The sequence below is a fragment of the Pseudoruegeria sp. HB172150 genome (assembly GCF_013184805.1).
GTDB lineage: Bacteria > Pseudomonadota > Alphaproteobacteria > Rhodobacterales > Rhodobacteraceae > Psychromarinibacter.
On sequence record NZ_JAATNG010000003.1, the window covers coordinates 366496 to 379523 of the forward strand.

General features: G+C 56.8%; 14 protein-coding genes. 3 read left to right on the top strand and 11 right to left on the bottom strand.

Annotation, left to right across the window (positions count from 1 at the left end; genetic code table 11):
* Window positions 1–254 precede the first annotated feature (254 nt).
* The 5 genes from HCO70_RS16500 to HCO70_RS16520 form a co-directional block, all read right to left on the bottom strand.
* Window positions 255–443 carry a hypothetical protein gene (locus tag HCO70_RS16500; protein WP_172298140.1) on the bottom strand — a complete coding sequence of 63 codons (189 nt, stop codon included), beginning with the start codon at window positions 441–443 and terminating at the stop codon, window positions 255–257.
* Entirely contained in the window at window positions 436–2265 is a 1830-nt protein-coding gene (locus tag HCO70_RS16505) for a DUF927 domain-containing protein (protein ID WP_172298142.1), read from the bottom strand. The genes HCO70_RS16500 and HCO70_RS16505 overlap by 8 nt, the downstream gene beginning before the upstream one ends.
* Complete coding sequence (locus HCO70_RS16510) at window positions 2165–3160, bottom strand: toprim domain-containing protein (RefSeq protein ID WP_172298144.1); 996 nt, start codon at window positions 3158–3160, stop codon at window positions 2165–2167. Before HCO70_RS16510 ends, HCO70_RS16505 begins: the two co-directional genes overlap by 101 nt.
* Before the next feature lie 415 nt (window positions 3161–3575).
* Window positions 3576–3956, bottom strand: coding sequence for a hypothetical protein (locus tag HCO70_RS16515; protein WP_172298146.1), 381 nt, complete (start codon window positions 3954–3956; stop codon window positions 3576–3578).
* A gap of 2 nt (window positions 3957–3958) precedes the next feature.
* Window positions 3959–4447 (bottom strand): hypothetical protein, encoded by a 489-nt coding sequence (locus tag HCO70_RS16520; protein ID WP_172298148.1) that lies wholly within the window; start codon window positions 4445–4447, stop codon window positions 3959–3961.
* Window positions 4448–5222: 775 nt separating this feature from the next.
* Here HCO70_RS16520 and HCO70_RS16525 point away from each other — a divergent pair.
* Genes HCO70_RS16525 through HCO70_RS16535 form a run of 3 tightly spaced genes read left to right on the top strand, consistent with a single transcriptional unit; the run spans window position 5223 to window position 7236 of the window.
* Window positions 5223–5825: an AAA family ATPase gene (locus tag HCO70_RS16525; protein WP_172298150.1), complete on the top strand. Its 603-nt coding sequence runs from the start codon at window positions 5223–5225 to the stop codon at window positions 5823–5825.
* The gene (locus HCO70_RS16530; RefSeq protein ID WP_172298152.1) at window positions 5822–6652 is read left to right on the top strand and encodes a bis-aminopropyl spermidine synthase family protein; all 831 of its coding nucleotides are present in this window, start codon (window positions 5822–5824) and stop codon (window positions 6650–6652) included. The genes HCO70_RS16525 and HCO70_RS16530 overlap by 4 nt, the downstream gene beginning before the upstream one ends.
* The gene (locus tag HCO70_RS16535; RefSeq protein ID WP_172298154.1) at window positions 6652–7236 is read left to right on the top strand and encodes a hypothetical protein; all 585 of its coding nucleotides are present in this window, start codon (window positions 6652–6654) and stop codon (window positions 7234–7236) included. Before HCO70_RS16530 ends, HCO70_RS16535 begins: the two co-directional genes overlap by 1 nt.
* On the opposite strand, the gene HCO70_RS16540 is transcribed toward HCO70_RS16535, so the two are convergent.
* From HCO70_RS16540 to HCO70_RS16570, 6 genes are all read right to left on the bottom strand, one after another.
* A complete protein-coding gene (locus HCO70_RS16540) occupies window positions 7216–7890 on the bottom strand; it encodes a hypothetical protein (RefSeq protein ID WP_172298156.1) in 675 nt (224 codons plus the stop codon). The genes HCO70_RS16535 and HCO70_RS16540 overlap by 21 nt on opposite strands.
* Window positions 7871–8398: an ImmA/IrrE family metallo-endopeptidase gene (locus HCO70_RS24630; RefSeq protein WP_216665468.1), complete on the bottom strand. Its 528-nt coding sequence runs from the start codon at window positions 8396–8398 to the stop codon at window positions 7871–7873. Before HCO70_RS24630 ends, HCO70_RS16540 begins: the two co-directional genes overlap by 20 nt.
* Window positions 8399–8886: 488 nt before the next feature.
* Window positions 8887–9651 carry a hypothetical protein gene (locus HCO70_RS16550; RefSeq protein ID WP_216665469.1) on the bottom strand — a complete coding sequence of 255 codons (765 nt, stop codon included), beginning with the start codon at window positions 9649–9651 and terminating at the stop codon, window positions 8887–8889.
* 967 nt (window positions 9652–10618) lie between these two features.
* Entirely contained in the window at window positions 10619–11296 is a 678-nt protein-coding gene (locus HCO70_RS16560) for a hypothetical protein (protein ID WP_172298164.1), read from the bottom strand.
* 33 nt (window positions 11297–11329) lie between these two features.
* Window positions 11330–11848 carry an AlpA family transcriptional regulator gene (locus HCO70_RS16565; protein ID WP_172298166.1) on the bottom strand — a complete coding sequence of 173 codons (519 nt, stop codon included), beginning with the start codon at window positions 11846–11848 and terminating at the stop codon, window positions 11330–11332.
* Window positions 11849–11929: 81 nt separating this feature from the next.
* A complete protein-coding gene (locus HCO70_RS16570; RefSeq protein ID WP_172298168.1) occupies window positions 11930–12823 on the bottom strand; it encodes a hypothetical protein in 894 nt (297 codons plus the stop codon).
* Window positions 12824–13028 lie beyond the last annotated feature (205 nt).

Below are 13028 nucleotides of genomic sequence, written 5' to 3' on the forward strand. Positions count from 1 at the left end.
ACGCTGTAGTTGCTAGGGATTGGGGCGCAACCGTTGCAACCGGCTAAATAGTTGCACCCCTCCAGAAAATGGCAGTCGAAAAATCGATATGCTCAGCGCGACCGTATACGCCCATCTCTCAGAAGGACCCGCGATCTATCGCACCAGACCCCGGTTCCAATCCGATCGGCACGCGCCGCCGGCTTCTCTCTGTTCGAGGCCTCGGGTTGAGTGTGTTGGACGCGACCCCGATTGGCGCGACCCCCTCCTGAGGACTAGGGGCGCGGGGAGTGCTTTTCGAACGCTTCGCGTTCGGCCTCTTTGCGGCTCAGTCCGCCTTCGTACTGCATGATCGCTGCACGCTCTTCGGCGAGGTCAAGCGCCAGATCTTGTTCTGTCTGGCGCAACCGATCAGGCAAGTATCGGAGGCGCTCCCAGTCCGGCGTTCCGCGCCGATTACGCATCTCCGTCTCCATCCGCCATCACGGCCGTGAAGTTCAGCTCGTAGAGCCGCTTCGTGGTCTTTTCGCTTGGGACCTTGAAGCCCTTGTTCAATGCGGATTTGGTCTCACCCTTCTCTTCGACGTCCTGCCGGACGATCACGCCGATCTCGGCAAGCCCTTCGAGGACTGAGCGCCGATCGAGACCGTTGAGCAGTTCGCTTATTCCCGACGCGTGAAGATAATAGACCGGCGGACGATCGGGCTGATCGTCGTCCTCACGCCGCACGTAACCCAGAGTGTTCATGCGGAGGACAGTACGCGGATCCCGTTGCCAGGGTAGGAACCTGCTATGGCCGTCGACTTCAATAGCGCGCCGGATTCGAAGACGGGCGTCCGATACCTCGCTTGACCCGAGCCCCCCCCGCTCGGCAATCCAATCGTTAAAGCACCGGTGCACTGCGCTGAGCGCTTCCCCCTCTTCCCATCCCGTGATTCCGAGACCTGTGGCCAATTCCCCCGCGGCCGCGACAAGTGCGAAGCGGTCCGCGACGCGGCTGACTTGTCCGGCCGCGTCGGCAGGGAGAATACTGCGCTTATATTCGTGGCGCATCTTCGCGAGCTCTTCCCTTGCTTTCGGGAGGTCCGAAACAACGGAGGCGATCAGGGCGCGCGCGGCGGTGCCGTAGCACCGCGTAGAAGCGGCCTTTAGTTCCTGGGCAAAGGCACCCGGGTCAGATGCACCGTGCAGCTGCTCGAAAAGCCCCAACCCCGCGCCGGCGTCCGCACGAAGATCAATGACCCTAACTTCCATGCCGGCCGCAATCCTTGCTCCGCTTTCGCTGATCTTGTCCGAGAGGCCCATCTCGCCACTTGATAGAAACAGGAGTCGCCACTCGTGGCTTTTCCTCGCTTGCCCTTCGCGTCCAGCGCGTGCTTTGCCGACCCCGTTGGCAAGCATATAAGCGGCGGCACCGGCCGATTTCGACTCGATCTGGGATATCTCGTCCAGGCACAGAAGTGCGTCGTCATGGGTCGCACACAATGCCTCAAGGGCGTTGTCTGTGGTCCGCCAGCTCTGGACATATCCACGGGCACCACCTCCGCCCCAGACCGACCCTGCAACCGTCAGCGTAGTTGACTTGCCTGACGACGACCCGCCTCGAAAGTGGAAGCCGCCACCTTCATCGGCGGTCAGGTTTAGCAATGGGGCAGCGAAGCCGGCCGATACAGCGAGCACCAGGCGGGAATTGCCTGCGGCCTTGGACGAAACTTGCTCGCGCCACTCTTCCAATGTCCCCGCCGTGTTGAGCGAGTGGTCAAGTCTGTCAGTGCTCTGCAAGATGACCCGTTCTGGGTTGCTCTCGGCCGACAGCGTTTCATCTGGAAGAACGAAGGATCTGTCGTGCCAGCCGATTGAGGAGACGCAACGAACGCGTTCTAGTGGTTCCGCTGTGAGGATGTACTCTATCACCCATTGGCGCCACTTGCGTCCGACAGTCGGGACCGGTTCCATGCCAAGCCGGAGGAGCTCAGCAAAAATCGCTTCACCGCTGCTGGCTAGCAGCGCGGCCGGCATGGCCCAAACATGGCTTCGACCATCGCAATCGATGACCTCGAGGAGGCGCCCATGGTCCTCGCCATCCGCATTGCGGGTGCGGGCAAGGATGTTCACTTCGGAGACAAATGCCACCCAACGCTTGCTCGAACTCTCGTCTTCGAGTTCTCGCCAAACCTGTCCGTATTCAACTTTGAACCGACCGTGTTTCGTCCGCCGCTTTGATTTGGCTTTCGCTTCGGCTGTCGCCTCTTCGACCATCTCCGCGATCTTTTTGGAACTGCTCATCGTCGCCCCTTAGTAGGTCATTGAAATCGGTGCCTGGCTCGTGAGGCTGGATGATCGAGACGGCCCGACCTTCGGCTTCAAAGTGTTCGCCAGCGCTTTGCGCCGCTGCCATGCCTGCGTCATCATGGTCGGCCGCAATGATCACCACCTCGGCCACCGGTGGTGGCGGGAGTACAAGAGCCTTCAGCCCCGAGGTCGACAGGGTTGCCCAGACCGTCATGCGTGAAGCCAGGGAAATCGACAGCGAGGTTTCGATGCCTTCAGCCAAAGCGATCACCGGTGCATTCGGTCCAAACCGCACCGCACCACCCGACGAGGGCCCAAGCATCATTTTAGCGGGTTTCACGTCGGCCTTTCCCGAGCCGTCATCGCGCAGGAAGGTCCGGTGGATCCCGAGCGCCTCACCATTCGAGCCTCGGATCTGCGCGAGCATCGCGGGCAAATGACGGCCACTCAGGCCGTGCAGGGCGCTTGGGTGAAACCGAAGCGTTCTGTTCATTTTCCCAAATTTGAGACCCACAATCCCACGGCTTTCGAGATAGGTTTGCGCGATCGTTCCGCCGCAGCTAATACCGGCCTCGAAGAGCTCGTGTGAGGCGCGCAGACGAGTGGCATGACGCTTCCGCTCAGCCTCCCGCTTCCGCCGCTGTTCCGCCGGGTCAAATCGTTCCTGATTGCCCGTTCTCTTTTCGGCAATACCGCGGCGCTGCAGTTCGGCCAGCGCGTCACAGCCCCGCTTGTGGCAATGGACCAACAATCGGCCCTGGCTATCGGTCAGTGAGAGTGCCCGCTGATCCTGCCGACCCTCCGGCTGACAAACCGGGCAAGGTGCCGATCCCGAACCTCCACGCCAAACTCCGCCGAGAGCACGGGTAATGCGCTCCGCTTCGCTCATTGCTTTGCCCTTCGAGCTTGAACAGGGTCACTCATTCGGGGAGATCCTGCGAAGTCGATAGAACCCGGTGACTTTCGATCCATTCACGAAGATCGCAGACCTTGTACTTTACTGAGCGATTGAGCCGGATCATGGGAGGCCCATCGCCACGCACGGCAGATATTTCAAGAAAGCGTCGGGAAATGCCAAAGTGATCCTCAACCTCAGTCCGAGTCAGAAGCCGATCCGCCGAGAGAACCGCGTTTGCCTGTGTCATGTTTTGTCATCCTTTTGCGGTGAAACGCGCATTGATGCTTCCCGCATAGACGGCTGACCGGTTGCAGTCGCTTCCGATTAATCCTGAGATTTCGCCGAACCGGCGTTGCACCGCCTGCGAGATTGCAGGTGACGCAACGCCAATCCCGCCGAGAAAAATTCAGGTTCCGCCGAGCGCATTCAGCGCCGAGGCAAGTGCCTCTTCGTGTCCGGCGTACGTGAATTCGCCTGCCGACTCTTCTAGTATGTAGCCGATTTGAGCTGCGGCACCCTTGATCGTTCGGGCCGGGGTTCGTTTGAGTTCATTTTCGAGGAAAGTCAGACGACTCCAAATCTTGTCACTCTCCGGAGTTGGATGTCCGGTCAGGCCGATCGCGTCATTGTAGCGCATGCGCGTGTCACGCCATTCCGCGAGCCATTCGCTGTGGGGATCGCTGACCGCCATCGCCGGTGTTCTAGCGAATGCAAGGAAAGCGATCGAGGAGTTCAGCGTAGGGAAAAATGCCAGAAGGGCGCGACGGGTGAAGCTGATTTTTGTCATAGTCAATCCGCCGCAGCCATATGCACTTCGGGCCCTTGACCGAGCATGGTGGTCACCTCCGTCCAGAATAGCGCGTGTTCGGAGCCTTCCGGCAACCCGAGATAGCCCCAGCTAGTCCAGGCTACGACCTTGGCCAATACATCGCGGCCGTCTTGGGCGGGCATTTCCATCATCTCACTAGCGATGGCGCACATCGAGTCGAACAGACGATCACATTCGTCCTCAGGAACGCCGCTCGTGGCATCCCTAAGCCGCTGCCATTCGCCAAAGCTGCGCATAATTGGGCTCGGAGACTCCGCCGCCGAGGGCAGCGCCTGGAACGCCAGTGCTGCGCCCGAGGCGGGCAATGCAGCCAGAAGCGCACGACGGGCCATGCCACTCTGACGCGGCAGTGTCAGCGGCTCGCGCCGGCGGAACGCGGTACAAGGATCAAAGAGATAATTCAGGTTTAGCGCACAACGGCGCCCGATTTTCGCGATGACATGATACATGGCGCAAGTCTCTCATTGTGGGTTTCTATGGCTCGTGCCCGGAACAGCCAGGCGCCGGGGTGCTAGAAACCCGCCGAGAGACGGGCGTGACGATTTTCCGCGAAGGTCTTGTATAGCGTCACCACCCCGACATAAGCTGTCGGAGGTCGCAACGCCGCCAAGCGTTCGCGAATTCGACCGTCCTTCCGCGCCAACGGAAGGTACCTCGCGAAAGGTGGTACGGTCTATCTCGGTCCGGGTTTCTAGGCCCGTGGACACTTTAGCTCTCATATGCAACGGCTATCAAGAGGGCCCTTTGGGGAGCGCTGTCCTTTAGCCGCGCCAAGGCTTCGGACCGGCACTTTGGGACAGCCCGAACGCTATGTCAGCTCCGGCCTCCGGGTCGTCGAGTTTGGATAAGCGTCCGCGAAAACGGCCAATGTCAATCTGTCGTACAAACACTTCTCTCCGATTCTTCCTGTCGCGAGATTCAGCGTGCGATGGGTCGAAGCCGAACGAACGGAACTTTTGTCGAAACTCACCCACGCGGCACACGAGCGTCGGCTTCATACTGCTGGTCTCCTGCATTTTCGGTTAGTAGCAACCAAAATTCAAACTAGTGCTCAAGAGCTGAGCGCAGATCGGGCCGCCGACTGATCTTTGGGGTATGCACAATCTCGGCAACTTTGCGGGAATTTCGCAGCTAAATCAAACAAGCCCGGTGATAAGCATAAAATTACTTCCACAGTAGGTAGAATCGGGCAATTGTCGTTTTCTGAAACTCGGAAACAGAATAATGAAGACAGTTTACCTAACAGGAGCGCCGGGGTCTGGAAAAACGACTTCTTTAGATGCTTTGGTTCTCAAGATGCCGGGCCTGGCCACATGGAAGTATAGCGAACAGCTGGCCCGCCATATTCAGGATCGCGTATCGAACGCGGTTGACAATAAGGAGCTGCGCCGGGCGTCTGCTAGCTTAGTTTCCCCGGAAGATATCCTCGCGGTGGACAATAAGCTTGCCAACTTCGCCAAAAAGAAGCGGACAAAGCAGCATCTAATCATTGATAGCCACCCTGTTACCAAGGAACCTTACGGATTTCGCTGCACAGCCTTCACTTCCAACCGCCTTACGTCATTGGGCCTAGACGAGATATGGGTCACATATGTCGATCCGGACACGACACTATCGCGTCTTCATCCTGAACTGACCGGAAGACAGCCGATCAGCCGCGAGGAGGCCGTAATGCACACCCAGCTTCAGGCCGCTCTCGCCATCCAATATGGGGTCTTATCAGGCTGCCCCGTGCATTTCTTCGACACCTCCGAATCGAAGGAGAAAATTGCCGCTCGAATGCAAGAACGGCTGATGAAAACAAGACTTACAGGGGGTGACACATGACGGATCAGGTAGATCTTCGCGAGGCTGTAAATGCCGTCTCGGATGTAGTCCAGAATAGACCAAGGCCACTACGGAACTTTGATCAGATCCACATGAAAGTGGGTGACATGGTCATGCAGAGCGAAATTGTAGCCGACTGGGCGGACGGGAAACGATTAGCATTCATTGGAGATGGTGACGCCATCAGTGTTTGCGTTGCTTACTTGAGGGCACGTGACGTTTTGAACTTCGGACCTACGCGGATCACCGTTTTTGATTTCGATGAGCGTACAGTTCAGGCGGTAAAGCGATTTGCAGACAAAGAGCGGATTGAGCATCTGGACGCACACCTTTACAACGTTCTTGACCCTTTTCCCCAAATGCCCGAGTTCGACCTTTTTTACACAAACCCGCCTTGGGGCGCTTCAAACGCCGGCGAGAGTGTCAACGTTTTCGTTGACCGAGGAATCGAAGCCATCAAGAGGACTGGTGAGGGCATGATCGTTATCGCTGATGATGACGAAAGACCTTGGCCCAAGGTTGTCTTGGCTAATGTTCAGCGGCATGCGAGTCGGGCAGGTTTCTATGTGTCTCGAATGCAGCGAAAGTTGCACCGGTATCATCTTGATGATGACCCAGATCTTCTGTCCTGCAATCTCTACATCTCTTCATTGCCGGATAATGCGCCTATCTTAACCCCAAGCGAGCCAATTGCCACTGAACGGCTCACCAACTTTTACGGCATGGATCAACCGCCGACGGTTCGCTACGTGCGAGAGAAGAAACGGCCCGACTACGGCAAAGCGCCCGATGAAGAGTATTTCGTGGAGCTTTTTGGAGGTGAGTAATGAACGACATATTCAAGCCCGGAGCAGGTGTACTTTTCATGAAGGTCGGTACCCACGCCCGGGAAGATCTGGCAGAGATCATTGCGCGTAAGCGCAAGGAGATCGACGACGCCGGGTACGCAATGTGGGGCTATGGTGGCAACACTTGCCACCCCAGTACCATGGTCCAGCCTTTTGCCAAAACACACGAGGCCAACGGTGCACCGATCCATCTAATGATGGAGCCAATGAACTCCAATCATTTTGCTGAGCAACTGGAAGCGGCAGAATGTTCTCCAGACAATATCAACTGGTCAACGATTCCGCCCGAAATACGGGTCCTTGGATCGCGGTTTGCATTGTTGATTGACAGTCTTGAGCAGGTGGACATGAAACTGCCGCTAGACCAAACCATCGTCCCAGTTGGTCCGAGCAGCGGGCGGATTGGGAGCAAGTATGTCTCCGGAAGGGTAGACAAAGCCTGTCTGGAAGTGCTGGACGCTCCCAGATTGTTGAATGATCAGGTGCCGAATACGCGGGAAATCAAGCTAGTAGCTACGCTAAGATCTCCCTACGCCGTATTTCTACGCAATTTTCGTGAGTGAAACACCAGCGCCTTCAACGAGTAAGCTGCCAGTATCGGATCTGAGGGCGTTGGTGTAACTCACCAGCGCGCTCTGAACTGCAGCGGCATCAACCTGTGGTGACGCACACTGGAAGCAGATTGCCGTCGCTCTGTCCGCATTCACTTCGCGGCAAACTGCCCTGCGTATGGGATCGAGCCCGAGGTCCGTAACAAGAGTGTGCATGACTTGTTCCAAACATGCCAATCTGCGCTCCAACTCTGGTAGAATTTCGCTGATCGCTTTTGCCGCCCGTTTGTCTCCGCTAATGAAGACAAGGCCATTACGCGCGATCAGCATCGCAACCAACTGGCTTTCTCCAGCGTCAAAAGAAAGGTTTGCCGCCATGGCTGCTGACTCAAGCTCCGCAGCAGCCATAATTTCGTCTGGTGTAGGTTCCAAAAGGCGGACGCGATCGAGAAGCTCGCACAGTTGGTTGGCCGCTGTGGATTGATCTACGATCGTTCTTGATCGCCGGACCGTTGAACAAAGTGTGTACTTGGCGAGAGCAAGTATTGCCGGCACGAGGGTTCCGCAAGTACTCATCTTAACGAGATCTGCTCCAACGCCGTACGCGCATGTCTTTAACACCACGTCGTTGTCTAGATAGCAGCCGTCAGAGGTCATCGAGATCAAGTAGCGCTCTCACGAAATCCCCATCGTCTTCGCTCATTGATTCCCAGTCTATTTCCGCACGCGCAACACTGTTCACGGCTTTCCAAATTGCAACCGGTTGCGAATAGATGAAGCTCAGCGCAGACATGACAACCGCCCAGTTACGTTGCCTGTGCCCAACACAGAGAGCGAGTGTGCCCGGCTCGATCCGATGGATAGGTCCGGCGCTCATTACCGCCGCGGCAAGCGTTGGCGCGTTGTATCTCTCGAGCTCGGTAGTAATTTCGGGCTCCGGGGCACCAGTTAAAAGCGACATTGCGTACTCGTCCGCTCTGCGCTCTTCTTCATCATCTACCAGGGCCAAAGCCGGGTCTTCAACATCAATCAATGCATTTCCGGCGTGCACATGACCTAGGGCTATGTGGCCGATCTCGTGAGCCAGTGTAAAGGCCAAGAGAGCAGGATAACTTGCATCTCGTCCGAGCAAAATCGCCCCGCCACCACTCGCTCCGACGACCATGGCGTGCATTGCCTTCACTTGCAGCGGGAATATGCGAAGATGCACCACCGGGATACCAACCGCCCAACACGCACTGACTAAGGCACGTAGATCAACGTACTGTGAGGAGCTCAAAATCGAGTTGCGGAGGTCCAGAGGATCGAGACCCAAAATATCCCGTCTTTTTGACTCAGCCCTTGTCAAAAGCCGACCAAAGGACATTGCGAACGAGCTCAAGACTTGCCGATCTGCAGCCGATTCCGTCCCAAGGTGCTTGAAACGGGCTTTGTCCTTCCAAACGAACTCTACCCGTTCGCCGAGAAGTGGCTTTGGGGCAAGTCCCAATTTCCGAGCCAATGCAAATCGGAGTTCAGCCTGGGCGGACGGGCTTTCGGAGGCATCGTCGCTCCACCACGCCGGCCATGCTGCGTCAATCGCCGCAGTACTAATCCCGGACTTGCGAAGCTGTTTCCGTAGCCTAGTGGAAGAATTCTCCGCCAAAATCAGTAGCTTCTCCGTCAGAATAGAGTTGGCTGTAGGGCCGGAGTCTCTGTTACCCTCGGTCCAAGTCGTATCTTAGCCACTGCCGCCAGCCATTCTTGGGGTGCCGTCACGTCGCTTGTCTTCGCGATTTCTTCAGCATCTGCCAATACCGGGTCAGTCAGCCTAACCCAGTAGCTTCCGACAAGCATGGCGGTCAAATTGGCTGAATAGTCGCTGGACGAACCGGGACCAGTCCTTTGCAGTAGCGCCGTTACCTGAGAAGCACCTACTGGCCCCCCCTTGCTGCCGATGTTGCGGTAGGCTGCAGGATCAAAGCATTGGCCGTGACGAACTACCAATGGAGTCTCGCTTCTACACATCAATGCGTAGTGCCGCTTCTTGAAGCCGCCATCTGTTTCACCACGGCTTGTGACCAGCGCTTGGCTCGGGAGCTCGCGCTCATTGCCATGCATATCCAAATATCGGCGCCAAACAAGTAGGGAACGCGGGGCCGTGTCGCTTGCTCGAGGCCGGCTTTTCATGATTGAGAAGACAACCTGCACGGGCGTTTGAAGTCGCGCATAGGCTGAAGTAGCGACGGACGGTGCGTTGCCTACGCCCCAGAAAAAAATCCCCTTTCCGGCTCGGCGTTCAACTTCCTTACGCGCGATAATGGTCTGCAGCCCCTGACCCGCTTCGGCCTGCATCCGGGTCCAACAAACCAAGTCTTGATTGGCTTCGGTTTGAACGTTGTGGTCCCCGGATAATGCCATGAAAGATGCCTGTAGATTTATTCCCATTTTCTTTACTTTCGCACCTGTTCCTGGGTGTCGCAAGTAGAAACCTCCGTACGGCGTGGCCACGATGGGAAGGGTTCACAACATAAAACCGGGGGATAATTACTCGTAAAGGCAGTGGAAAACCTGTGAACAAGATGATAGGCCGTGCAAGGTAATTTTTCCCAGATTGTCCCATGAAGACAGGTCGACCCCCAACTTGGAACCCCGTCGCAGATCTAACTGATACGATCTGGACTGAGGTCGTCGCGGTAACAACCAAGTCTCGCGTACACTTGCCAGCGTCGGTCAGGAGCCGGCTTGCGTGGACGATCGGCGACGCTCCAATTTCCGTATTCGCCCGAATTGAGCCCACTCGGCATGCGGAACTTGCTCCATGGGAACCGGCCGGTCAGGCGACCATTCATGCTCTGACCAAACGACTTGCTCAAGCTTCCGTGAAAGAGCGCGAACATTTGGCCTTGATCGCAATGGATCGATATCTCCGACTTACCCTTGAGCCAGATGGCCGAGTGTCATTACCCGAGAATCTCGCGCATCACTTGGATGCAGCGGCCAATTCTGCCGTCAGAGTAGTTACAGTCGCCGGGAGGTTATGGATCTGGTCGGAATCGGCTTGGCACGATGAACGGCCAAATCGTTTGGCCTCTGTAGAAAGAGAGCTGCGCGCAATTGAGGGCGCAGCCGCCCCAGAACGAAATTAAGCCAGACGAGTGTGGGGGACTCGACTGGTTTCGATTTCTGCAAGCACACTTGGTAAGAGGAACCGAAGAGGCTGCATCTCACATGAGCATGTCCCCATTGGGAAATTGAGCTGCGACAAGGCATATGCCTAGTCGCAGCTCTCGATGGGCTCGCGCCGAAAAGTGTCCCTGCCACGGCCATACCCTGTCGCGGTTTGCCCACTCACGACTGACGGGAGGTATTTGCGCGGATTGGGAAGCGCCCGGCTACCTCGGCCGGCTCGGTTTCAGAGTTCGCCGTGGCGGACCATGGATTCTAGCTGCTGAAGCGAGACCCGCGGAGCACCCGGGTACGGATTGAACTTCGGCGGCCAGGACGCGGTAAGGCAATCTTGGAACTTCGGCACAACCATCTCCGCGATGGTCACTGGCCCGCCACCACGGAAGGCGCCCGAAGTACTGTCAGGGAAAGATCTGGCCATCGCTTCGGGCGTCAAGAGTATTGGTGCTTCATCGGGCAGGTCGGCGTTAGCGTCGCTGACTGCAATGTTGGCGCGGATGATTTCGAGAATCAGTTGCGAAAGCTTCCGTTCCAGGTTGGGATACTCCGCCTTAATCAGATCAGCGACCCGTTCGGTTTGTGCTTGAGCTCGATTGTAAGCGGACCACTTCGTGGCCTGCTCTTCCTCGTCGGTGCGTTCGTCCACGAGATCCTCGAGTCGTTCCGCTGCGACGCGGAAACGGTCCGCTTCAAACTGGAGTCGTTCAGCTTCCTGATAAGCCACTGCCGCCTCGCTCTGCCCGAGTGCTGGTTCGAGCGCCCGCATACGGGCTGAAACAGCCTCACTGCGGCGTGTGTCCGCAGCTTCCGTCACTCGCATTTGCAGATCGCGAAGCGCGTCAGAGGAAAGCGAACTATCCTCGAAGGCGGTGGCGATTTCGTTCTCAATGGTAGACTTGGTCATCTTCAACGTTCCATCTCTTCAGGATTTAGGCTCTTAGGACCCTGCGCTCTGTTTCTTGCGGTGCAGGGCTCGCAGGTCTGAAAGGCACCGCTCAAGGCCATCTTCCATCGATCGAGCTTCTTCGAAATCCTGGCGGATCTTGGAAAGTCGTGGCCCGGTGTTGCGGTCTGTGAGTTTCATCTCGGCCAACGCGAGGGTTCGTTCGGCGTAAGCGTCGCAGGCGGCATCCGTCTCGGCGATCAACGCCTCGACTTCGTCGGCCGATGCTGCCGTATCCTTTTTCAGGGTAGCGATAATACGAAGCGGCAGATCCGCCTTCATGCAAGGTTCTGCGCGGTCAGCCCCCTGGCTAGAAATGGGGCTCACTACCTGATGGGCTTCGATCCAATCGCGCACATCACCGGCGCGATATCGGACCATCCGACCTAGCTTCGAAAACGCTGGGCCCTGCCCCTTTGCGGCCAAGTCTTCCAGGTGGCGCGTGGTGAGCCCAAAGTGCTCTTGAACCTCCGCGCGGCTCAGCAGCCGCCCATCGGAGAATTTTTCCGCCATTTGTCATGCCTCCACATGCTTGTTGTGGATCGATGAAGCATGACGTGGCTCTGACGGTCTATTTTGATAAATTCCTATTTTTTACTGAAGAGTCATCGGCCGGCGCAACTGTGATGCAATTGAGCCAGAAGCGAATTCGACTACATCACTGTTCAAGATCAGAAATGGCAAACTGATCGCCAGCGCTGTTTCTCGATGCCCTAGGGGCTCCATTCGGATGCACGCTCTTGCCTCGTCATCCGACACTCGCTTCATCATTTCCCGAACCTGGCTTCGCTCGCTACCACTTTGAGTGGTCGAGTAGATGACATATGGCTGAAAATCGCTGTTCTCCCGCGGAACCTGAATCTCGAAATGTTTAAGAACCATATCGACTGCGCGGAACGGGCCGATCGACTCGGACAGATGTTCTTTGGCCGCCAATTGGATAGCCTTGGCCAGGCTCGCAGCGAGCAATTTGTCGTCCGGGTAGGGCTCCCGACCACGCGTATTACCAGACGCATCGCAGTACGGAGCCGTAAGGCACTGAAATGCCCATTCGAGGTTGAAATTACGCGGCACAGGCAGCTTGGGAAGCGGAACGCCGTTGAAATCGGGCGTCAAACCACGTGCACACTCTAGGAACAAATCGGTGAGTGCTTCGAGCACCTTCACTTCTCGCGAAGCGGGTATGGGCAGAGAACGATCCGGAGGCTCTGGTCCTTGATCTGGCACTCTCTCAATGATCCAAGGCACCAGCACTCCAAACCTGTAGAGATGCTGCCAGTGAAACCTAAAGCTGGCTATCGAAACATTGGCACCTTTTTCCAGGATCGAGCCGTCTAAAGCGCCGATGTACGCAAGGTCATACAAACTCGGCCCTTCCCAAGTCCGCCAGGGCTTCTGGTTTTGGCTACTGAGATGGAGAGCTGCTCCCAGTACGGCCAGCCCGTGACGGTCCAGCGGCAGCCGTTTCTGCCATTCTTCGTTTGTCATTCTGCTGCCTCTCGCAAGGCGCCCGCACGGGAAAGAGCGTGGCAACGGGGTGCGAGTTCGCCCGCGTTCGGTGATCAGCCTAGCCACGCTCGAATTCAGGTAACCAATCCTTTAACGAACAAGCAATGAGAATCGGCGCGACCTACTACATTTAGTGTTAGCGATTCACGAAAACACAGCTCATTTTTTGTCACCCAAACCGTGT